Origin of the sequence: Lacticaseibacillus absianus (assembly GCF_013407595.1) — a bacterium.
In the GTDB taxonomy this organism is placed as follows: Bacteria; Bacillota; Bacilli; order Lactobacillales; family Lactobacillaceae; genus Lacticaseibacillus; species Lacticaseibacillus absianus.
The window spans coordinates 576,503-597,663 of record NZ_JABEKX010000001.1; the positions used below are offsets into that span (position 1 = coordinate 576,503).

22 protein-coding genes are annotated in these 21,161 nt (G+C 60.8%); 11 read left to right on the top strand and 11 right to left on the bottom strand.

Annotated elements, in window-relative coordinates; all coding sequences use genetic code 11:
- Window positions 1-126 precede the first annotated feature (126 nt).
- Window positions 127-636, top strand: a complete 510-nt coding sequence (locus tag HII33_RS02255) for a GNAT family N-acetyltransferase (RefSeq protein ID WP_179394173.1) — start codon at window positions 127-129, stop codon at window positions 634-636.
- Between the two features lie 69 nt (window positions 637-705).
- Here the strand turns inward: HII33_RS02255 and HII33_RS02260 are convergent, their stop codons facing one another.
- Entirely contained in the window at window positions 706-1,269 is a 564-nt protein-coding gene (locus HII33_RS02260) for a cadmium resistance transporter (protein ID WP_179394174.1), read from the bottom strand.
- A 526-nt stretch (window positions 1,270-1,795) separates the two neighbouring features.
- Here HII33_RS02260 and HII33_RS02265 point away from each other — a divergent pair.
- The 4 genes from HII33_RS02265 (at window position 1,796) to HII33_RS13940 (ending at window position 5,198) form a co-directional block, all read left to right on the top strand.
- Window positions 1,796-3,388: an Nramp family divalent metal transporter gene (locus HII33_RS02265; protein ID WP_179394175.1), complete on the top strand. Its 1,593-nt coding sequence runs from the start codon at window positions 1,796-1,798 to the stop codon at window positions 3,386-3,388.
- Entirely contained in the window at window positions 3,388-3,822 is a 435-nt protein-coding gene (locus HII33_RS02270) for a universal stress protein (RefSeq protein ID WP_179394176.1), read from the top strand. Before HII33_RS02265 ends, HII33_RS02270 begins: the two co-directional genes overlap by 1 nt.
- 162 nt (window positions 3,823-3,984) lie before the next feature.
- Window positions 3,985-4,608 (top strand): TetR/AcrR family transcriptional regulator, encoded by a 624-nt coding sequence (locus HII33_RS02275; protein ID WP_179394177.1) that lies wholly within the window; start codon window positions 3,985-3,987, stop codon window positions 4,606-4,608.
- Window positions 4,605-5,198 (top strand): helix-turn-helix domain-containing protein, encoded by a 594-nt coding sequence (locus HII33_RS13940; RefSeq protein ID WP_343036820.1) that lies wholly within the window; start codon window positions 4,605-4,607, stop codon window positions 5,196-5,198. The genes HII33_RS02275 and HII33_RS13940 overlap by 4 nt, the downstream gene beginning before the upstream one ends.
- A gap of 310 nt (window positions 5,199-5,508) precedes the next feature.
- On the opposite strand, the gene HII33_RS02285 is transcribed toward HII33_RS13940, so the two are convergent.
- From HII33_RS02285 to HII33_RS02295, 3 genes are read right to left on the bottom strand one after another with little or no spacing between them, the layout of a single operon-like run.
- Window positions 5,509-6,483 (bottom strand): glycosyltransferase family 2 protein, encoded by a 975-nt coding sequence (locus HII33_RS02285; RefSeq protein WP_179394178.1) that lies wholly within the window; start codon window positions 6,481-6,483, stop codon window positions 5,509-5,511.
- Between the two features lie 18 nt (window positions 6,484-6,501).
- Window positions 6,502-8,637 carry an ArnT family glycosyltransferase gene (locus HII33_RS02290; RefSeq protein WP_179394179.1) on the bottom strand — a complete coding sequence of 712 codons (2,136 nt, stop codon included), beginning with the start codon at window positions 8,635-8,637 and terminating at the stop codon, window positions 6,502-6,504.
- Entirely contained in the window at window positions 8,624-9,022 is a 399-nt protein-coding gene (locus HII33_RS02295; protein ID WP_179394180.1) for a GtrA family protein, read from the bottom strand. The genes HII33_RS02290 and HII33_RS02295 overlap by 14 nt, the downstream gene beginning before the upstream one ends.
- Before the next feature lie 195 nt (window positions 9,023-9,217).
- On the opposite strand from HII33_RS02295, the gene HII33_RS02300 reads away from it, so the two are divergent.
- Window positions 9,218-9,862 (top strand): response regulator transcription factor, encoded by a 645-nt coding sequence (locus HII33_RS02300; RefSeq protein ID WP_179394686.1) that lies wholly within the window; start codon window positions 9,218-9,220, stop codon window positions 9,860-9,862.
- Entirely contained in the window at window positions 9,849-11,159 is a 1,311-nt protein-coding gene (locus HII33_RS02305) for a sensor histidine kinase (protein ID WP_179394181.1), read from the top strand. The genes HII33_RS02300 and HII33_RS02305 overlap by 14 nt, the downstream gene beginning before the upstream one ends.
- 247 nt (window positions 11,160-11,406) lie before the next feature.
- On the opposite strand, the gene HII33_RS02310 is transcribed toward HII33_RS02305, so the two are convergent.
- Genes HII33_RS02310 through HII33_RS02320 form a run of 3 tightly spaced genes read right to left on the bottom strand, consistent with a single transcriptional unit; the run spans window position 11,407 to window position 13,946 of the window.
- Window positions 11,407-12,345 (bottom strand): metal ABC transporter solute-binding protein, Zn/Mn family, encoded by a 939-nt coding sequence (locus HII33_RS02310; RefSeq protein WP_179394182.1) that lies wholly within the window; start codon window positions 12,343-12,345, stop codon window positions 11,407-11,409.
- Between the two features lie 24 nt (window positions 12,346-12,369).
- Window positions 12,370-13,209: a metal ABC transporter permease gene (locus HII33_RS02315; RefSeq protein WP_179394183.1), complete on the bottom strand. Its 840-nt coding sequence runs from the start codon at window positions 13,207-13,209 to the stop codon at window positions 12,370-12,372.
- Entirely contained in the window at window positions 13,206-13,946 is a 741-nt protein-coding gene (locus HII33_RS02320) for a metal ABC transporter ATP-binding protein (protein ID WP_179394184.1), read from the bottom strand. The genes HII33_RS02315 and HII33_RS02320 overlap by 4 nt, the downstream gene beginning before the upstream one ends.
- Before the next feature lie 191 nt (window positions 13,947-14,137).
- Here HII33_RS02320 and HII33_RS02325 point away from each other — a divergent pair, with 191 nt between their 5' ends.
- From HII33_RS02325 to HII33_RS02335, 3 genes are read left to right on the top strand one after another with little or no spacing between them, the layout of a single operon-like run.
- Entirely contained in the window at window positions 14,138-14,494 is a 357-nt protein-coding gene (locus HII33_RS02325) for a GntR family transcriptional regulator (RefSeq protein WP_179394185.1), read from the top strand.
- Window positions 14,491-15,375 carry an ATP-binding cassette domain-containing protein gene (locus tag HII33_RS02330; RefSeq protein ID WP_179394186.1) on the top strand — a complete coding sequence of 295 codons (885 nt, stop codon included), beginning with the start codon at window positions 14,491-14,493 and terminating at the stop codon, window positions 15,373-15,375. Before HII33_RS02325 ends, HII33_RS02330 begins: the two co-directional genes overlap by 4 nt.
- 1 nt (window position 15,376) lies before the next feature.
- Window positions 15,377-16,456, top strand: coding sequence for a hypothetical protein (locus tag HII33_RS02335; protein WP_179394187.1), 1,080 nt, complete (start codon window positions 15,377-15,379; stop codon window positions 16,454-16,456).
- A 351-nt stretch (window positions 16,457-16,807) separates the two neighbouring features.
- On the opposite strand, the gene HII33_RS02340 is transcribed toward HII33_RS02335, so the two are convergent.
- The 4 genes from HII33_RS02340 to HII33_RS02355 all read right to left on the bottom strand — a co-directional run bounded on the left by HII33_RS02340 (window position 16,808) and on the right by HII33_RS02355 (window position 20,318).
- Window positions 16,808-17,686: an IS3 family transposase gene (locus HII33_RS02340; protein ID WP_343036822.1), complete on the bottom strand. Its 879-nt coding sequence runs from the start codon at window positions 17,684-17,686 to the stop codon at window positions 16,808-16,810.
- A complete protein-coding gene (locus tag HII33_RS02345; RefSeq protein WP_179394188.1) occupies window positions 17,683-18,411 on the bottom strand; it encodes a helix-turn-helix domain-containing protein in 729 nt (242 codons plus the stop codon). Before HII33_RS02345 ends, HII33_RS02340 begins: the two co-directional genes overlap by 4 nt.
- 151 nt (window positions 18,412-18,562) lie before the next feature.
- On the bottom strand, window positions 18,563-19,732 hold the full coding sequence (locus HII33_RS02350; RefSeq protein WP_179394189.1) for an MFS transporter: 1,170 nt from the start codon (window positions 19,730-19,732) through the stop codon (window positions 18,563-18,565).
- Window positions 19,733-19,808: 76 nt separating this feature from the next.
- Window positions 19,809-20,318, bottom strand: coding sequence for a YbhB/YbcL family Raf kinase inhibitor-like protein (locus tag HII33_RS02355; RefSeq protein ID WP_179394190.1), 510 nt, complete (start codon window positions 20,316-20,318; stop codon window positions 19,809-19,811).
- Window positions 20,319-20,379: 61 nt separating this feature from the next.
- Here HII33_RS02355 and HII33_RS02360 point away from each other — a divergent pair, with 61 nt between their 5' ends.
- The gene (locus HII33_RS02360; protein WP_179394191.1) at window positions 20,380-21,159 is read left to right on the top strand and encodes a PHP domain-containing protein; all 780 of its coding nucleotides are present in this window, start codon (window positions 20,380-20,382) and stop codon (window positions 21,157-21,159) included.
- Window positions 21,160-21,161: the final 2 nt, after the last annotated feature.

Consider the following 21,161-nt stretch of genomic DNA (forward strand, 5'->3'; position numbering starts at 1 on the left):
ACCTCCTAAGGGGATATAGGTCCATCATAACAGATGCGCACGAGCCAGACTTGTCAAAAACGCATATTTAAGGTATACCTTAAAACGAGCCCCGAACCCAAGGTGCTCGGAAGGAAGGAATACCCGATGATACGATTCCAACCGGTTCATTCGATGCCGCAACGGCGGCAATGTCTCGAAGTTTACCGAGAGGCGATGGATTACTTTGCCCGCTGCGGGCTGCCGTACCCGAGTCGCAGCACGGTGGCAGATGATCGCACTGGCGTTCCGGCAGGCGTGCAGGGGACCAAGCACTATGCGCTGATCTGCGACGACGCACAGGTGGTCGGGGTGATCGCCTACGTCACCGGTTGCCCGCGGCCGGGTGTGTTGACACTGCAACTGCTGCTGATCCCGACGCAGCTGCGCGGGCGCGGCTACGGGACTGCGGCGCTGGCCACGTTGGCGGCGCAGGCGGCCAGCGCCGGTGATCGACGCATTGCGCTCACGGTGGTCAACGCGACGCCGAGTGACCTCACGTTTTGGCGCCACCGCGGCTTTGCGATCGTCACACGTGACCGGGTGGCGCAGGCGGCGGGCACCTACCATGACGTCACGACACTTCGGCACACCTTGGCTGTGCCAGTCACCGAATGACAACCTGGCCCCGCCTTGCGCGGGGCCTTTTTGGCCCCGAAAGCGACGTGGCGCGTGTCAGGGATGTGGTCAAAACCAGCTCAGTATGTGATCGATCAGCCCACTGTCCCAGAAGACATAGCAACCGATCAGGATGTAGCAGCCCTTCATCAATTGTTCCCCGTAGTGGGCCAGCACCCGGGTGACGGCGGGACTGTCGGCGATCAGGTGGATCAGCCAGACGATCAGCACGGTCAAGGTGCCGATGAAGAGCAGCGTCAACCCGAAGTGGGGGAGCGTCTCATTGGCCAAGACGGGTAAGAAGATCGAGAGATTGCAGCCTGCGCACACCGATAGGTAGGTGACGAAGACGTTCCAGACCGGTGCACCGGTGCTGCGAGCATCATCATCATCGTCGTCGTCGCGTAGTGCAAGCCAGATCGGGAGCACCCCGAGGACACCGAGCACCCACTCCGGCAGTATGGTCGCCAGGGCTTTGCCCACGCCAAAGCTCAAGGTCAACAGGGTCAGTGTGCCGAGCAGATACCCAAGCATCACGGCCGGCATCCGGTAGCGCTTGAGTAGGAACAGTAGCATGAAGAAGAAGTCTAGGTTCACGCTCAAAAACGTGATGGCCAGTAGCCAGTAATTCACAGGAAAGCCCCCTTAAGTCGATAGCGAGAGTATATGTCTAACTAAACATATATTCAACCGGCTGCGGGGGCTGATGGTTTTTTCAGCGCTTGCTCAGTTTTTGGGGCGGCGGCATACGTGATATTCGGGCAGGCTAATAATATCGGCGCACTTGGATGAATGAGCGCCAGTGGCGCTTGACGGCACACAATGACGTCGGCGCCGGAATGACCGCAAAGAAAGCGGATTCTGTGAAAGCCGATCGGACGGGCGGAAGTGGGTTTGCGCAAATGCTGAATTGCACGCCATTAATCATGTTTAATAACTATTTTCGTAAAATCGTTTGCTGTTCCTAACTTGATCAATCCCTTGATATCAGTGGTTATACCCGAACCATCAGAAATAAGTTAGCTCGGCCTCAAAAAAATCTTTACTTTGGATTTTTCTGCCGTATACTAACGGTGGTTTCAAAATTCCTCGTCGTGGCGAGGCGCCGATAATTCGGCAGTTCGAGCCTGGGTTGGCTCGGGCAGAAAGGATGGTTGAGATGAACGATGCACCACAGACACCCCGTAAGCATAAGCTGATCGAGTATGCGAACGGGCCCTCACTTGAGGAGATCAATGGCACGGTCGAGGTGCCGAAGGGCAAAGGATTCTGGCGGACCTTATTCGCTTATTCCGGTCCCGGCGCGCTTGTTGCCGTGGGGTACATGGATCCAGGTAACTGGTCGACCTCCATCACGGGTGGGCAAAACTTCGGTTACCTGCTGATGACGGTGATCTTGGTCTCAAGCTTGATCGCGATGCTGTTGCAAAACATGGCGGCCAAGCTTGGGATCGTGGGGCGGATGGACCTCGCGCAAGCGATCCGTGCCCGCACGAGCAAGACGCTGGGGATCATTCTTTGGATCATGACCGAATTCGCGATCATGGCGACAGATATCGCGGAAGTGATCGGCGCCGCGATCGCGCTGTACTTGCTGTTCCACATTCCGTTAGTCATCGCGGTGTTCCTGACCGTATTGGATGTCCTGATATTATTACTGCTAACGAAAATTGGGTTCCGCAAGATCGAGGCGATCGTGGTCTGCTTGATCCTGGTGATCCTGCTGGTCTTTGTCTATCAGGTCGCGTTATCTGACCCGAACTGGGGCGAGATCATTCGGCGCTTGGTTCCGTCTGCGGATGCGGTCGCCACACACCCAGAAGTGAACGGCATGACGCCGTTGGGTGGTGCGCTGGGCATCATCGGTGCCACTGTGATGCCGCACAACCTGTACCTGCACAGTGCGGTCTCCCAGACGCGTAAGATCGACCACGATGACGAAGAAGAAGTCGCCACGGCGGTGCGCTTCAGCCAGTGGGACTCTAACATCCAACTGAGCTTTGCGTTCATCGTCAACTCCCTGCTCCTGATCATGGGGGTCGCGGTCTTCAAGTCCGGCGCCGTCAAGGATCCGTCCTTCTTCGGGTTGTTCGAAGCCCTGTCGGACACATCCACGCTGAGCAACGGGGTCCTGATCGCCGTCGCTAAGTCGGGGATCCTCTCCATCCTGTTCGCCGTTGCCCTGCTGGCGTCCGGCCAAAACTCGACGATCACCGGGACCCTGACCGGGCAGGTGATCATGGAAGGGTTCGTGCACATGCGCATGCCGCTGTGGGCGCGCCGGCTCGTGACCCGTCTGATCTCTGTCGTTCCGGTCCTGGTCTGCGTGGCCATGACCAGTGGGATGAATAAGGTCGACCAGCATGAGGCCCTGAACACCCTGATGAACAACTCGCAGGTCTTCCTGGCCTTCGCCCTGCCGTTCTCCATGCTGCCCCTGCTGATGCTGACCGACAGCAAGGCCGAGATGGGCAAGCGGTTCAAGAACTCTACTTGGGTCAAAGTCTGCGGGTGGATCTCTGTGATCGGGTTGACGTTCCTCAACCTGCTCAACCTGCCGGATTCCTTCGCCGCTTTCCTTGGCGATAACGCCAGTGCAGGCGCGGTCCAAGGCGCACACATCGCCGCGTATATCGCGATCCTCTTGATCCTGGCGCTACTGGCTTGGTGCATGGCCGACCTGTATCGAGGCGACAAGCGCTTGGCCGAACGGGAAGCCGCCGCTGAGTTGGCGAACAAGGAGGCAGAATAATGGCAGATGAGTTCAAGAAGATCTTAGTCGGCGTCGATGACTCGGCGGACGCGTTAGCTGCGTTCCAGTACGCGATCCACCGCGCCAAAGCGGATGGGGCCGAGCTGATCATCGCAAGCATCCTCGAATCCGATGAGATGAATGTGTATCAGGCCATGACCAAGGATTACGTGCACGGTGAACGTGACGCGCTGGAACGACACCTCAACGAGTACTGCCAGTTGGCTAAGCAGGCGGGGATCGCAAGTGTTCGCGCGATCATCGGCGAAGGCGACCCTGGGGAGACGATCGTGAAGGTGATCATCCCGAAGGTCCAACCAGACCTCTTGATCATCGGCGCCGAGGCGAAGAAGGGGCTGGCGAAGCATTTTGGCAGCCAGGCCACTTACATGGTCAAGCATGCGAATATCTCTGTCCTTGTCGTCCGCGAGTAGCGCACCGGAAGAACTTTCTCACCCAGTCAGGAGATCACGTCTTGCGTGATCCAGCCTGATCAGGTCACTGAGCGGAGGGGCGTGCGCCTTTCCGCTTTTTTGGCGGTCAAGCCCGGCTTGATGCCGCCTCACGCCCCCACTCGGTGACCAGAAGGGAGCGACATGACCAATAGTGAATCGATCCGTTCTGAACAGCGGGCCAGTATCCTGGCGGTCGCCCGGCAATTGTTTGCCCGGCAAGGCTATCAAGCGACCACGACGCGGCAGATCAACGCCGCCTTTCGCGGGAGTGAAGGCCTGTTGTATTACTATTTCAAGCGCGGTAAACGAGAGATCCTCGATGCGATCATCGCCGCGGGCGCGGATTGGCCTCTGCCCGACGCCTGGCGCTTCAGTGCGCCGCAGACGCCGCAAGCCTTGGAGCAGCAGGTGCTGGCCGGGCTGGCGTGCTGGTGGCAGACGATGATGACGCCAGCGGTCTACGAGACGATCCTGATCTTGATCCGCGAGCGACCACAGCTGCGTGACGCCCAAGTCGAGTGGTGCGCAACGCGGGACCACCAACTACGCGCGAGCCTAGCGACCGCGTTGCAGGCACTCGGGCAGCCGTTCACGATGCCGGAGGCCAAGGCGGAGACATGGGCGACGCTGATCGTCGGCCTGTACCAAAAGGTGGTGCTCGAGCAGCTCTTGATCGCCGGGCGACCGTGGCAGACGGTCGACTTGTACGCGGCGCTGCAGCCAGGTGTGCACGAGCTGGTCTGCGAGCTGGGAGGCGCTGAGTGATCCCGGTGACCGTTGCGTCTCAGGTCGCGCGGCAGCTGACCCAAGCAGCGCTGGCGCCGACGCCAAAGCAGTACCAGCAGCTTCAGCGGACACGCTTGTTGTTGGATGTGCTGAGCACGGCGGGACCGCGGGTCGAGGGCCCACAGATCAAATACCGGACTTATGCGCATCAGTTGCTGATCCTGCTTCGCCCCAGCCCCCATGACCTCCTCTACGTGGTGCCGGCGCAAGGTGGGTACCGCGTGGCGGGTAGTGTCGACTACCGCGATAGTCGCGAGATCGACCGCGCTGCCCAGCAGGTCGTCGCGGATCGGCACCAGTCGGCGTCAGCGCCGGTGGACTGGCAGCGGCTGCGCATGCGGGTCCCGCGGCTCAGTGCCGCCGACCGCCTGATCCTTGATGCGTTGGCGCAGTTGCACGCCCAGCGATTTTTGCAGGGGCTGTCAGCGGCGGCGCTGGCAGCACGCATGGGGGTGACCGTCGCACAACTGGCCAAGATCGAGCGCGTCGACACGCTGCCGAGCTTGCCGACGTTGCAGCGCTACGCCGAGGGCTTGGGGCTCGCATTGGCGCTTCAAGTGGCGAAGTGACTTGATCGCCCAAAAACGGCACCAAAAACGGCTCGATATGGTGAATGTTCGCCATATCAAGCCGTTTTTAGTGTCTCTAGTGGGCGGCCGTGGCAGATCGCCGACTGGAATGGACAATGGTGTGTGTCGGGTCGGGCAGATCGGTCATCTCGGCTAGTGGGCGCGCGATGCGCGACTAGTTGCGTTACCGGCTGAATGGCCAAATGGTTCAGATGAAGGTGGTGTGCAGCGCGAGGCGCCCTCGCGCTGCGCCTTCAGTATACAGCTGATCAAGCCGAGCGGGTGGTGAAAACTGGGGGGATGCCCGCCGTCAGCCCTGCATCATTTGGCGGGTGGCCGGCCGCGCGACCGGGTGTTCGAACCCATAGGTGGCCTGGATCACGTAGGCCGGTCGGCGGCGCGATGCGGTGAAGACCCGGCCGAGGTAGCTGCCCATGATCCCGATGGTCGCGGTGATGCCTGCGCCGATGATGAACAGGCTGACCAACAGCCAAGTGAGTGTTGTCACGGTGCCGGCTAGGCCGTTGCCCAGCAGGATCAAGGCGGCGGTGAGGCCAAAGCTACCTGCCAGCCAGTTGGCCAGGGCGAGTGGGACCGTCGAAAAGCTGGTGAGCCCATTCATGGCGAGGCGGATCATCTGGCGTAGCGGATACTTGGACTCGCCGGCGGTCCGGTCCTGCCGGTCGTACAAGACGCTGGTCTGGTCGAAGCCGACCCAGGCGACCATGCCCCGAACGTAGGGGTCCGACTCGTTCATCGACTTGAGGACGTTGACGACCCGGCGGTCCATTAGGCGAAAGTCGCCGGTGTCCACAGGGATGTCGGTGTTGGTCATGGCCTTGAGGAGCCGGTAAAATGCGGCAGCGCTGGCCTTTTTGAACCAGGTCTCCCCGCTACGGTGCCGGCGCTGGCCGTAGACGACGGCGGCGCCGGCCTGCCACTTGGCGATCATGCTCGGGATCACGCTGGGCGGGTCTTGGAGGTCGGCGTCCATGACAATGACGGCGTCCCCGTGTGCTTCACGGAGCCCGGCACTGATCGCGAGCTGGTGCCCGAAGTTGCGGGCGAACTGCACGATCTTGAGGTTGGGGTTGTGCTGCCGGGCAGCTTGGAGCTGCGCGAGGGAGTCATCGGTGGAGCCGTCGTCGACAAAGATCAGCTCGAAGCGCTCGGGTTGGACCGAGACGAAGTGTTCAAGCGTCGCGATCGTCGTCTGAATCCCGGCGGCTTCGTTGAAGACGGGCAAAACGATCGAAATTAGGGGTTGCGTTGACAGTGTGTGCATGTGATCCGCTCCTTTCGGTCAATCGACCATGCTTGCGGTAAGCTGATACAGGGTGCCGCCACCCATGCCACCGCCCATACCACCAGTGATCATGTTGCCACCTGTTGAGTTAGTCGTGGTCGTGGTGTTGTACTTGCTGCTAGCTATTTTCTTACCGACTTTTTGGACCCACTTGGCGATGGCGTCGTTGCTCCCGGCGCGTTGGCTGGCGAGGTAGAACTTGATCTCCCCGTTCTTGACCAGCTGCTTGAACTGTTTCAGCGTGATCGCTGGATCGGTGCCGTTGTAACCACCGGTCGCCATGACGGCTTTGCCAGTCTTGATGATGTACGGGGCAGCGGAGTTGGCGTCGCTGGTGGCGAACAGGTAGGTCGCGGACCCGACGCGTTGCTGAATGTAACTCAGCAGGCCGCTATCGACGCTCCCGGCCATATCACCCCCCTGGCTGCCTTGTTGCAGCAACGTCGGGCTGGCGTACGGAATGGCGGAAGACTCGCCGGCCAAGGTCGGCGTCAGCGCCCACCAGCCCGGTGCGGCTAGGAGTGTCGCCAGGGTGATGGCGATCCCGGCCCGGCGCAGTCGATGGGTGCGCAGGCCAAACATTGCGGCGAGGGCGGCCAGGCTGATCGCAGCGAGCGCCCATGGTTGCCAAGTGTAGACCAGGCTGACATACCAGACCTGGAGTGCCATCGTTAGCGTGAAGGCGATCGGGAGCAACCAGCCAGTCCAATGCTTAAGGGAGCGCTGGAACTGACGGAACATCGTGACGAGCCCGATCCCAGACAGGGCGGCTAACGGTGGCGCCAGCATGATCATGTAGTAAGGGTGGAAGAAGCTGGCGATGGAGAAGAAGCCGGCGACAGGCACGAGCCACGCCGCCCAAAACAGCAGATGGTTCTGCTGTTCGGTGGTCTGGTACCACCGCTTCTTGCGGTCGAGGAAGTAGGCGAAGGCGCTGATCAGGCCGATCAGGGCGACAGGGGCCAGCCAGCTGATCTGTGGCCCGAGGTCAGATTGAAGCAGGCGTAGCGGACCCGCGGTGCCGATCGCAAAGGCGTTGTTGCCGCCTTGGCCGTTCCCCCCGGGGCCACCTTGACCAGTGCCACCGGGCTGACCGCCACCTTGCGTAGGGGCGCCGGTGGTGCCGGCTTGACCCCCAGCGGTGCCGCCGTTATTGCCGGTGGTCCCGGAAGGCGGGGTGCCACCGCCAGTGTTGCCGGTGGTCCCAGACGGCGGGGTGCCACCGCCGTTGTTGCCAGTGGTCCCAGACGGCGGGGTGCCACCGCCGTTGTTGCCGGTGGTGCCACCGGCTTGCTGCTGGGTGTTTTTGCCCATACCGGCGAAGGCGGCGCCCGTCCCGGTAGTCTGACCCAGCAGGCGCTCGGTCCCGTTGTAGCCGAAGGCGAGTTCTAGGAGGGAATTAGTCTGCGAGCTCCCGATGTAAGGGCGGCTGCTGGCGCTGGTGCTATCAACGGCGAGCGGGTAGGCGAGCGTGAACCCGGCCAGGGCGGCAGTCGCGATGACCAGTGTCACTAGCTTGCGCTGCCACTTGACGTTAGACGCCAGCCAGTAGAAGACGTACATGGCCGGCAGGATCATGAATGCTTGCATCATCTTGATGTTGAAGGCGACGCCGATGAGGGCGAAGCTGACGGCGACCAGCCAAGTGCGGTGCCGACTGACGGCGCGCATCAGTAGGAAGCTGGCCAGCAGGAGGAAAAAGATCAGCGTGGCATCCATATTGTTGGTGCGTGAATCGGCGACGACGATCGGGGTCAGGGTCATGACTAAGGCGGACAGGCGCCCGGCCCAGGCACCAAAGCGGGGCTTGACCATCGCGTACATCAGACCGACGGAGCCGATGCCAAACAGGACGGAGGGCAACACGATCGACCAGCCGTGGATTCCGAAAAGCTTGGCTGAGATTGCCATGAACCACAGCGCGATCGGGGGTTTGTCAACGGTGATGAAGCCCGCGGGATCGAAGGCCCCATACCAGAAGTTAGACCAGCTCTGGACCATGCTGGTGATGGCGGCGGTATAATACGAATTCGCGCTGCCGGCCGCCCAGATTTTCCAGGCGTAGAGGAAGGTGGCTAACCCGAGGATCCCGACGAGCCACCAGTCAAGGTGGCGTGATTTAATTTTTTGCATGGGGCACGACTCCTTTTTCATTGAATATCCAGTACTTGCTCAACAAGAAGTTGACCGGGATGGTGACCATCAGGCTGAATGCGGGGGCTAAGGGGGTAGCCCCTGCGAACCCGGTGGTCCACAGCGTGGTCAGCCCGACGCTCAGCAGCCAGGTGAACGCATAGGTGCTGTAATAGCGGCCGACGATCGCCGGGGTGGTGGCTGTCGCCTTGAACACCCGGTGGTTGAGCGCCAGCCCGAGCAGTGAGGTGGCACCATAGCCGATCGCCATGGCCAGGGTCGGGGTCAGGGGCCGGTACAAGGCCAAATAGAGGAGATAAGTCAGCAGGGTGTTCAGCCCGCCGACGAGGCCGAATTGAATGAATTGCTTGAGTTTGAGCGCCAAGAGGTCGCCTCCTTTCTGGATTATCATCAGCATAGCCCGGCAAGCATAAACGAAGCTTAAACCGCAGGGGCGCTGACTATATATTCTGGGCAACATGCGGTAGCATGGGATTAATCGAATCCTCGAAGGAGTGGATGCCTTGTGACCCAACCTAAGATCCTGATCATTGAAGACGATCCAGTCTTGAGCCAAGATATGCAGACCGCAGTGACTGCGTTCGCGACCGCCGACGTCAGTCTGAGCGGTCGCGCCGGCTTGACGATGGCGGGGACCGGCGTCTATGACGTGATCGTCTTAGACATCATGCTCCCTGAACTCAACGGGTTTGAGGTGCTCAAGGCGCTGCGCGCGGATGGCATCGACACCCCGGTATTGATCCTGACCGCGCGGGGGACGATCGCGGATAAGATGCGTGGGTTCAACAGCGGTGCTGATGACTATCTGACCAAGCCGTTCCACCGCGAGGAGTTACAGATGCGCCTGAAGGCCTTGCTTCGGCGGGGTGGGCGCCTGGCGGAAGACGCGGTGCTCACGGCCGGGCCCCTTCAGGTGTGGCCCGAGCGCCGTCAGGCTGAGGCGGCGGGTCAGCCGGTCACGCTGACCGGTAAGGCCTTCGATCTCCTGGTGTATCTGATGCAGAACCAAAACATCATCATCACGAAGGCTCAGATCTTCGATCGGCTCTGGGGGCTCGATTCGGATACTGCCCTCACGGTGGTGGAGGTCTATATGTCGAACATGCGCAAGCAGCTCAAGCCCAGCGGTGCCGACCGGCTGATCAAGACGATCCGCAACGTGGGCTACATCTTACAACCGGAGGGCCAAGATGAAACCAAATGAGGCCATCAAAAAAACGCGCCGTCGCCTGTTTTGGGGGCAGGTGCTGAGTTTCACCCTGATGTTCGTCATCCTTGGCGTGGTCGTCGCGGTCAGCTACGAGCGGGCGGTGTATCAGGACGTCGATCAAGGGCTACGGGCGCTCAAACCGACGCTGACCCGAGGCGCGGCCGCGACCGGTGCTGGCGATCCGCCGCCAGGTGACGGTGGGAGCCCGACCGCTGCCGCCAACCTGGTGGCGTTTGACGACTCAGGCAAGATCACCAACGCCGAGATGCTGGGTGACCGGTTCTATGGGTATTTCAGCACACTGAAGCTCCACAAGTCGCAGGTCAACACGCTGCAGACGGTCACGACCACTGGGGGGACGTACCGGACGCTGCTCGTGCACCTGACCGCTCGGACCGCCGATCCCGCCTTGAACGGGACCTATGTCCTGATCTTGGTGAACATCGGGCCACAGATCGCCGCGATCGCGTCGTTTCGGCAGGTCCTGCTGTTGACGGTGGGCGTGTTCTTCCTGCTGTCGCTGGGGCTGGCCTGGTGGCTGGCGCGGCGGGGGATGCGGCCGATCCTGGTGGCGTGGCAAAACCAGCAGCGTTTCGTGGCAGATGCAGCCCATGAGCTGCGCGCACCGCTGGCCGTGATCCAGAGCCAGCAGGAGCAGATCCTGACGCACCCCGGGGACACGGTGGTCGCCCAAAGTGAAACGATCGCAACGACGCTCAGCTCGGTGAAGCGGCTGCGTCGGCTGACGGCCGACCTGCTGACCATCGCGCAAAGCGATGCCGGCGCGATCGAGGTCGTGCCCGAGCGGCAGTCGCTGGCGGCGGCCTTGGCCCCGGTGGTGAAGCCGTACCAAGAGATCGCGCCTGGCCAAAAGCGCGTCTTGACGGTGACTCTGCCGCCGACCGATGTCGCGGTGGTCGTTGATGCGCAGCGGCTCCAGCAGCTGGTGGTGATCTTGCTGGACAACGCCTTCAAGTACACCACTGAGGGGGAGTCGATCTGGGTGACCGTGAGCGTGGGGAACGGCTGGCAACTGACCGTGGGCAACTCGGGGCAGACGATCGCCGCCGACGCCAAGGCGCGGATCTTCGACCGCTTCTACCGCGAGGACCAGTCGCGCAGCCGCCAGACAGGTGGCAGTGGGCTGGGGCTCGCCATCGCCCAGTGGATCGTGCAGGCCCACCGTGGGCGGCTGACGGTGCAGGACGTCTTGCCGCACGGGGCAGCCTTCGTGGCGACGTTCCCCCCGACGCCGAAGCGCGGCGGGGCTACCGGCCCCGCGCACCGCTAGAGACGCCCTTGCGGCGCTGGAAAAAAGCGCCAAGACATCGCGACCGGTCCCAGAATGACGCGCGACGATGCCAGAATGATCCGCGCCAGCAGGCGACGCCCAGTCTCGCGCATGGCTATCGCTCACGGCATTCGAACGGGCAAAGCAAACGGCCCCGTGAAACCCGAACTTGGGGGTTTCACGGGGCTGGTCTGCTAATATGCCGGGTTAAACCGGCTTGATGGCGCAGCCTAGTTGGTTGGGGCGGCTACTGGGCCAGCCCGTCGTGGATCTTGTCGAGGTTCCACTTCATCATGCTGTAGTAAGTGTCGCCGGTCGTGCCCTTCTTGGCCAGCGAGTCGGTGAAGATCTTCGAGTAGACCTTCAGGCCCGTCTCTTTGGCGACTTTGTTCATCGATTTCGGCGAGACCGAACTCTCGACGAACAGCGCGCGCACGTCAGAGGCGGCGATCTTGGCCAACACCGCTTTCATCTGTTCCGGCGTGCCTTGCGCCTCGGTATTGATCTCCCAGATGTAGGCGGGAGTTACATGGTACGCCTTGCTGAAGTACTTGAAGGCCCCTTCAGAGGTCACGAGCAAGCGCTGCTTCTCCGGAATGTCCAGGAACTTGGCCTGCGCGGTCTTGTGCAGGGTCTGGAGCTTGGCGATGTAGGTGTCCGCGTTGTGCTGGTAGGTGCTGGCGTTTTTGGGGTCTTTTTGCTTGAGCACCTTGGTGATGGTGCGGACGTACTGGATCCCGTTGGCGAGGTCGAGCCACGCGTGCGGGTCTTCCTCGTTGACGTTGGTGGTCAGGTGCTGGGCCTTGACCCCGGCGCTAGCGGCGAAAACGTCTCGGTCGAAGGCCTTGTGACTGGTCTCGACGAGCTTCTTGAACCAGCCGTTGCCGCCGGTCTCCAGGTTCAGGCCGTTGTGAAACAGCACGTCGGCTTCGGTCGCGGCCTGAATGTCAGAGGGGCGCGGCTCGTACTCGTGCGGGTCGGTGCCGCGCTGCACGATGCTGTAGAGTTCGATCTGGTCGCCGCCAACGTTGGCGACTAGGTCCTCTAGGATCGAGTTGGTGGTCACGACGCGTAACTTCTGGGTGTCTGCGGGACTGTCGCTACGCGTGGTGCGGTGGCTGATGAACCAGTAGACGCCGCCGATGAAGGCCAGCACTGCGGCCAAGGTGATGATCAACTTTTTCATGGTGTGAGTCTCTCCTCCGTGTGGTTACTTGCGTTTGGGCAGGAAGCCTTGCTTTGGGGAAATAGCGAATGAGATGGCGAACAAGGCCGCCGCGACGATCACGATCGCCGGGCCCGATGCCCAGTTGAAGGTGTAGCTGAAGTACAGCCCGACGATCGCGGAGATCACGCCGACGCCGGCTGCCATCACCAGCATCGTACTGAGCTTGTCGGTCCAGAGGAACGCGGTCGCTGCCGGGGTGATCAGCATCGCAACGACCAAGATGATGCCGACGGTCTGCAGCGCCGACACGGTGACCAGGGTCAACACCAGCATCAGCCCGTAATGCAGGAGCTGGGCATGCAGGCCATAGGTGCGGGCGTAGGTCTCGTCAAAGGAGGTGATCAGAAGCTCCTTGTAGAAGCCGACGACGAACAGGATCACGATCCCCAGCACGACCGCGGTGGTCATAATGTCGCTATCGCTGACGGCGAGGATGTTCCCGAACAGGATGTGGTGTAGGTTCGTCGCGCTTTCGGCCATCGAGATCAGAATGAACCCGAGGGCGTAAAACGCGGAGAACACCACCCCGATCGAGGTGTCGGTCTTGATCTTGCTGTGTGCGGCGACGAAGCCGATCAGCAAGGCGGCGAGGATGCCGAAGACGCTCGCGCCGATCAGTACATTGATCCCGAGCATGTAGGCGACGGCCACGCCGGGCAGCACCGCGTGGGAGATCGCATCGCCCATCAGCGACATCCCGCGCAGGATGATGAAGCTGCCGATCACGCCGGACATGATGCCGACCATGATCGCGGTGATCAAAGCGCTTTGGAGGAAGTCATACCGGCCAAGCGCGGTGAAGAATTCGGTCAGTGTGCTCATGCTTGCCCCTCCTTTGCGTCGAACAAGACGGCGGACAGATCCGCGCTGAAGGCCTGTTCGATGTTGGCCGCGGAGTATGTCTGCGCGACTGGCCCAAAGTCGATGATGCCATGGTTCATCACGACCAGATCATCGAAGTAGCGTGAGACCTTGTTCAGGTCGTGGTGCACGACGATGATCGTCTTGCCGGCATCGCGCCAGGCCTTGAGGATGGTCATGATCGCCGTTTCGCTCTGTAAGTCGATCCCGACGAAGGGCTCATCCAGGATGATGATGTCGGCTTGCTGCACGATCGCCCGGGCGACGAAGACCCGCTGGAGCTGGCCGCCAGAGAGGCTGCCGATCTGCCGCGGGGCGAAGCCGGTCAGCTCGACCTGGGCCAACGCCTCATACGCGGCGGTCCGCTCCGCCTTGCCCGGGCTCCGAAAAAGGCCCAGCTGACCGTAAGTGCCGGTCAGGACAACGTCGAAGACGTTGATCGGAAAGGTGAGGTCGAGGTCCTTGCGCTGTTCGACATACGCGATGCGCTTTTGCTGGTCGCGCAGCGGCTGGCCGTTGTACGTTGCAGTCCCGCTCAGGGGTTTGATCAAGCCCAGCATGGCCTTGATCATCGTGGATTTACCTGCACCGTTTGGTCCGATGATCCCAGTAATTTTGCCTGCGTCAAAGTTCACGGCAACATCAGTGAAGACTGGTGTGTCATCGTAAGCAACGGTGAGGTTCTTGAGTTGTAACATAAGAGCCTCCAAATTTTTAGGGTTATCTAACTATCCTAAAGATAGTATACTGGATTTTTTGAAATCGGGCAATGTATTTGTTAAGCGCGGCTAACAAAACTTGCGCGTGCACGCGCAATGCGGCTGGGGGGGTTGCACATTGCGGTGTATTACGTATAATAGTACACGTAATACGAAAGGACGGTGCACTCATGGATGACGCGCGTTTTACGCATCTCGCCTACTACGAACGGCTGGTGCTTCAGATCAAGCAGCAAGTCGTCTCAGGGGTCCTGCGCCCAGGAGAGAAGCTGCCTTCAGTGCGGGAGATGGCCAAGCAGGTCCGGTTGAACCCGAACACGGTCGCCAAGGCGTATAAGCAGCTAGAACTCGATCAAGTCGTGATCGTGCGTCCCGGGCTGGGGTCGTTCATCGCGGCGGATCAGCCGCCGGCCGCCGCGGCAGTGGCGCAGCTGCGTCAGCGGTTCGATGAGGCGGTGGTCGCGGCCAGGGCAGCGGGTGTCACGACGGCCCAGTTGCGGGCGTGGTTGGAGGAGGAGCAGGAATGAAACTGACAGTACAGAATCTGCGCAAGCAAGTGTCTGGGCAGGTGGTGTTGCAAGACATCAGCTTCACTTGGGCACCAGGCGAGATCATCGGGCTGGTGGGCCAAAACGGCGCTGGGAAAACGACACTGATGCGCACCTTGGTGAACCAGTACCGACCAGACGGTGGGGCGCTGCTGCTCGATGGGGAGTCGCTCGACGCCCACCCGGCGCGCCGCGAGTCGCTGATCTACATCGACCCGACCCAGACGTTTTTTGGGCGCTACACCCTGGCAGCGCTGGTCGCGTTTTACGCCGAGGCCTACCCGGCGTTCGACCGCCGGCGGTTCGCGTCGATGGCGGCCGACCATGGGCTGAAGTTGGGGCAGCGCTACCGGGAGCTCTCCAAGGGCTATCAGGCGTTGGTCGTGATGCTCTTGACGCTGGCGTCCAATGCGCCGCTGATGCTACTCGATGAGCCGTTCGATGGGCTAGACCTGTTCGTCCGTGAGGCGATCGTCGGTCTTGTGATCAGCGAGGTCGCGGAAGGGCGGCGGGGGTTCTTGATCGCGTCGCACAATCTGATCGAGCTGGATGGATTGGCGGATCGGATCTTGTTCCTACGCCGCAACACGATCAGCCACGATTATCAGCTGGAGGACTTGCGCGCCAAGGCGGTCAAACTTCAGCTGGTGTTCACCCAAGACGGGATCCCGTCAGTCGTGCGAGAACTCGGCCAGGTGCTGAGTGTGCGCGGCCGAGTGGTCGAGGTGTTGTTTCGCGATTACACGCCGGCCGTGCAGGCGCAGATCGAGGCGCTGGCACCGGTGCTGATGGCGCCGTTGCCGCTGGATCTGACCGATATTTTCAGAAGCGAATTCAGTCGAATGGAAGGGGAGCGATAGGATGGCGACACGATTGATCTGGCGGCGCCACCGCTGGTTGTGGCTGGTGGCCGCGCTGCTGATGCTGCTGTACACGGGCAATGTGGTCCGGTCGGGGGCGAGCCAATATAATGACCTGCGCACATCGATGATGACCCCCCAGGCGTTCGCCCGCGACCGGGCCAAGCCGGACAAGGACCGACAGACCGGTGAGCAAACGTACCGGGCGTATAAGGATCACTGGCTGATGTTCTACCAGAACTACGGGGAAGAGGCGGTCGACCACGCGCTCTTGCCAACTGGCGTGGCGAATGGGCCACTGACCATCGATCTGTTTTATCTGCTCGGGCTTTTCCTGCTGGGGCTCGTGGTCAGTGCGTGGGACCACTTCGGTCGGTTCGACCGGTTCCTGATGGCGACGCGGTTCACCCGCAGGCGCATTTTTTGGACGCGCACTGGCGGCTATCTGGGGCTTGTGATCGGCGGGACTATCGCGGTGAATGGCCTGGCGGCGCTTGGGCTACACCTGCTGATCCCCGCGCATTACCTGAACTTGTCGGGGTCGATGGTGCTTGGCCTGACGCTTTATAACACGGCGTTAGCCGCCCTCGGATTCACCACGGGGCTCCTGTTCGGGATGCTCTGTGGGCGGGTGTGGCTGTTGGCGGCGCTGGCAGTGGCGACGGTGGTCGTGGCCGATCAGACTGTGCAGGGGCTGTCGACCGTGTGGGGACAACTGACGCAGGGGACGGCGTCGTTATCGTGGGCCTCGCTCGCACAACCGCTTTGGGCGTACTGGCCGCTGATGATCGGGTACGTGATCATGACCATTGCGCTGCTGATCCTGGGGGCGTGGAGTTACACGCAGTTGTCGTTAGAACAAGACGGGCAGGCACTCATCTTGCCACGGTTGCGCCCACTGGTGGTCGCTATCGGAATGGTTGTCGCATTCGGGACGTTTCTTGGCACGGATCAACATGGGCGGTTCGTCCTGGGGAACAGCATCCAGGCACCGCTGATCGTTCTGGCACTGGGCGTGCTCTGGGCCTTTTGGCCGCAGTTGGCGGTGCGCTTGCGGGCTTGGCGGGTCCAGCATCACTGATCGCGACGCGGGTCCGGATGCGCGATGACACGAATAGGGCCAAGAGATCATGAACGGCCCAAGAATGACGCGCGACGATTCCAGACTCGGACGCGCCAGGCGCGACGCCCACGCTTCCGCCCGGTGATAGCGAAGGCCGCAGCTAGGAACATGCTTCCGTCCGGCGATGCCGGACGCCGCAGTAAGGCCCATGCTTCCGTCCGGCGATAGCGGAGGCCGCAGTGAGTCAATCTAACGCAGGTCTGCCCATCACTCACGGCGTTCGACTGGGTAACGCAAGCCATATGAGCACGGCCCCGTGTCACCCGGCGCTGGTCCGCGTCAAGTAGACAGGTCAAATAATTAAAGTGCCTATGCAGTTTTCCTTACGGCATGATTCCGATATTCCATCGGGGTCATGCCGTTTAGTGTTTCTTGGCGGCGTTCGTAGTTATACCAGTTGATTGCCGCTTCGATACTCTTCATCATCTCAAGCTCGGACAAGCAGTGCTCAAAGGCGAACCACTCAACCTTAAGATGGCTCCACAGGCTCTCCATTGGGCTATTATCGCCAGGAGTGCCCGGCCGCGACATGCTGTGGATAATTCCTTCACCTGCTAAGCACGTGTTGTAGGTGCGCCCGGTGTACGCGGATCCTTGGTCACTATGCGTAATTTCTGGCCTGATGCCATTGTTGCTCTTGATGGCCAGCTTAATCGTCTTGGTGGTAAGCGCCGCGGTTTCGCTCGGTGCCACACACCAGGCGATCACGCTGTGATCATAGAGATCCTTCACGGCACTAAGCCGCAGTTTCTGTCTACCATCTTGACCGTAAGTGAGCTCGGAACAGTCGGTCACCCAGACTTTGTTGGCCGCGCTAGGGTGGAAGGCATGCCCCGCATCGACGGTGTACAGCTTGTTGGCTAGGAGGAACTCCTTCCTCTCGGCTCTGCGATCGTGCTTCGCTACACGGATAGAGGCTCGAATCCGTCCCTGACGCATGAGCCTGCGGACACGACCGTGACTCACGTGATAGGGTGTTTCCTTATTGATATACGTCACGAGCCGTTTGACCCCGAAGACATAGTGATGCTTTTCCTCAAGGGTCACGATGTAGGCCAGAATAGCCTGGTTCTCCCGTTCATGGGCCGTCACCTTACGATGCGTCCACTTGTAGTACGCTGCACGCGAGATACCCAGAAACCGGCATGTCTCACTGATGCCATAAAGCTGACCGGAGTCGGGATTCACTTCTTGCGCGAGTTGCTGAATGGCCTGATATTGCCTGTCTGATCGACATTCCCTCTTTCCAGTTCTTGGAGTTTTTTTAACACTGCGACCTCCGTTGACACACGGGTTAATCGTGCCTGTAGTCGCTTGTTCTCGAGCTTCAAACGCTCTACTTCAGTGAGCTGACTATTATCTTCCTTCGCCTTACCGCGGCGGTCTGCGAGGGCGGACTCACCACCTTGCTTGAACTTTTTGACCCATGCATAAACCTGTCCATACGAAACGTTGAACCGCTGGGTTGCGGCGACGTAGTCGTGTTCGTTGGCGATGGTCCATTGTGCGATCTCGATACGTTCGAGCTGCGTAGTCTTGCGTCCATCCTTCATTGGCTTGGCCCTCCCAGTGGCTTGTAGTGATTTACCACTAGTATACAGGGATACCCATTGACTGATGACGGTTTTACCCGGAATGCCGTAGGCAACAGCCAGCTGCCGAAAAGATGTGTTACCGGCTAGGTACTTCTGCACGACTTCTAGCTTGAACTCCCGAGAATACTGTTGGTTAGTATGCCTGGACTTAAGACCATCCATCCCATCAGCTGCGTAACGTTCTAACCACTGGTTGACCTGGTGGTGATCGATACCGTGTATCCTTTCCACTGCCTGTGAACTCCAGCCGCCCTCATTAACCAAACCAATGTAGAACAGTTTCTCTTCGGGCGTGTATCTTGAACCTATCCGGCCCATAAAAAAACTCCTTCCTAAGAAGGCAAGCTTTAATTATTTGCTTGTCTACCTAGGTAGGAGTATAGCCCACCCCTCAGTTCAGGGAGTTCACGGGGCCGTGCTTTATGGGCTGGGCCAAAACTGGTTGATGGCTCAGCCGCTGATTTGGGGGTCAGTGGGTCGGAACGGCGCGGATACGGTCGCTCAAGATGAAGCTCGCGGCGAGAAAAGCCACGACGACCGCGTACGGGATGTGGTAATTCCAATCGAGCAGCGCGCTTGAGATGAGTGGTCCGGCAATGTTGCCGACGGAGGTCAGCGACATGTTGAGCCCGTTGATTACGCCTTGGTGCTCACGGCCCTGCTTGGTCAGTAGTGTCGTGATCGCTGGGCGCAGTAGGTCAAAGGCGGTGAAGGCGATCAGGGTGGCGACCATCACGCTCACTTTGTTGTGGGTGAACATCAGCCACAGTACAGCCAGCGCGGAGGCGGCAAAGGCGATGCGGATCAGCCGCACCTCTGTCAGCGCCTGCACCAGGCGGTCGAAGAACAGCACCTGCGCAATCAGCGAGATGACCCCATTGAGTGTCAACACCAGTGCGATATCGCTGAGCGTGAACCCGAAGACCTCATTGACGAAGATGCTGTAGATGCTCTCGAATCCCTGCAGGCCGAAGCTCGACACGAGGATCAGCACGAACAGCATCAGCATCGGGCCGCCAAGGACCGCGCGCCAGTCGGTCGCCGTCGGCTGAACTGCACCCGATCGCGGCGCCTGGGTGGGCCGGTGGTCAGCGGGGAGCCAGACCGTGGTCGCCAGTAACCCCGCCAGCCCTAGGCCGGCGGCGACCCAAAACGGCACCTTGTAGCCGGACTGCGCCAGCAGGCCGCCGAGCCCCGGGCCGAGGATCAGGCCACCGGAAAAAGCGGCGGAGAGCCAGCCGATCACCTTGGCGCGGTGGCGCAGGTCGGTGACGTCTGCGGCCAGGGCCTGGGCGGTCGGCACGAACATGCCGGCGGATAGACCCCCGATGATTCGCGAGAGGTCGAACATCGCCAGCTGGTTGGTCAGCGCGAAGAGCACTTCGGATAAGGCGAACAGGGCCAACCCGCCAAGCAGCAGCGGCTTGCGCCCGATCCGGTCCGACAGCCGGCCGACCAGCGGCGACGCGATGAACTGGGTCAACGCGTACAGGGACGACATGATCCCCATATCCGTGGCAGACAGGTGCAGGTCGTTTTTGATGAACGGCATGACCGGGAAGATCAGACTCATGCCCAGACAGATCAGGAACTCACTGAAGATCAAGATGGCGATGGTGCGTTTGGCGCGAGGGTGCATGATCAGGCCTCCGAACTTAGACGTTAGCCTCTAATCTATCACACCTGATCGCACACTGACACCTGACGTGACACGGTCAGGCGCGCGACCAGAGGTCCACGCTGGCAGTGGCGAGGATGTGGCCGGCCATTGCGTGGCGCATCTCGGACAGCCAAAACCCTGGCGCTAGCGGCAGGGGTGCATCCAGCGCGAAGACGGTCAGGGTGTAGGCATGATCGGCGTTGGGCGGCTGCGGGCCGACGTAGCCGGTCGCCACTTGTGGGTCCGGGTGGTGGATCAGGCTGCCTGCGTTGCTGTTGCGCCCCTGAAGCATCGGGACGGCGTCGGTGCGGCTGGCGTCTTCTGGCACTGTCGTGACCGTCGCGGGCAGGTTCGCGGCGACCCAGTGGATCCACGGGAACCCGGACACCGGCACTGCGTCGTAGTCGATCAGCTGAAGCGCGAACCCCTGCGTGTCGGCTGGTGCGTCGGTGATCGTCAGCGGAAAACTGCGCTTGGGGTGGGCCGCGTGCAGGTCGGTGGGCTCGGCGTACTTGCCGAAGCGGTCTGCGAGGTAGCCATCAGTCGTTGGAACATGGATTTCCATTGAATCGCTTCCTAAATATGGTTACTCTTAGGATAGCACGAAACCGGAAAGGAAGCGGCCCATGACCTATTACGATCAGCACGTGCACACCTATTTTTCCTTCGATTCGACCGCCGAGTTCGAGGCCTACCTGGCGCAGACGCACCAGCCGTTCGTCACGACCGAGCACCTGGAGATGGCGAACCCCGACGACGCGGGGCAAGACGACGCCCCGGATTATGCGGCCTATGTGGCCAAACTCAAGGCGTTGAAGGCACATTACCCCAACCAGCTGCTGCGTGGCGTTGAGGTCGGCTACTACGCCCCGCGCGCGGCGGCGATCCGGGCGTATGTGACGGGTCACGACTACGACTTGACGCTGCTGAGTTTTCATCACGATGGCGCGCATGACTACCAGGATCCGGTCTTTCTTGACCGCGATCCGAAGACCCACGTGCAGGCGTATTATCGCACGATGTTGGCCGGGCTGCAGGCCGTGGACTACGCGGATGTGCTGGCCCATTTTGACTACGGGCTGCGGGTGCTGGATATCGGGCCGGACGCGTTGATCGCGTGGGCCGGGGCGCAACTCGATGACATCTTGCGCCTGGTGATCGCCAAAGGCATGGCGCTTGAGTTCAACACGAAATCCGCCTATCATTGGGGCAACGCGGCGCTGTATGAGGTCGTCTTCCCGCGCTACGTCGCACTGGGTGGGACTCGGGTGACGCTGGGCAGCGATGCGCACACCGCCGATAAGTTCCAGACCGAATTCGACCGCGCCAAGCGGGCGCTGCGGCGCGCCGGGGTCTCACACCTGACGACGTATCGCGCGCACCAACCCCATGAGGAGGACTTCTGACC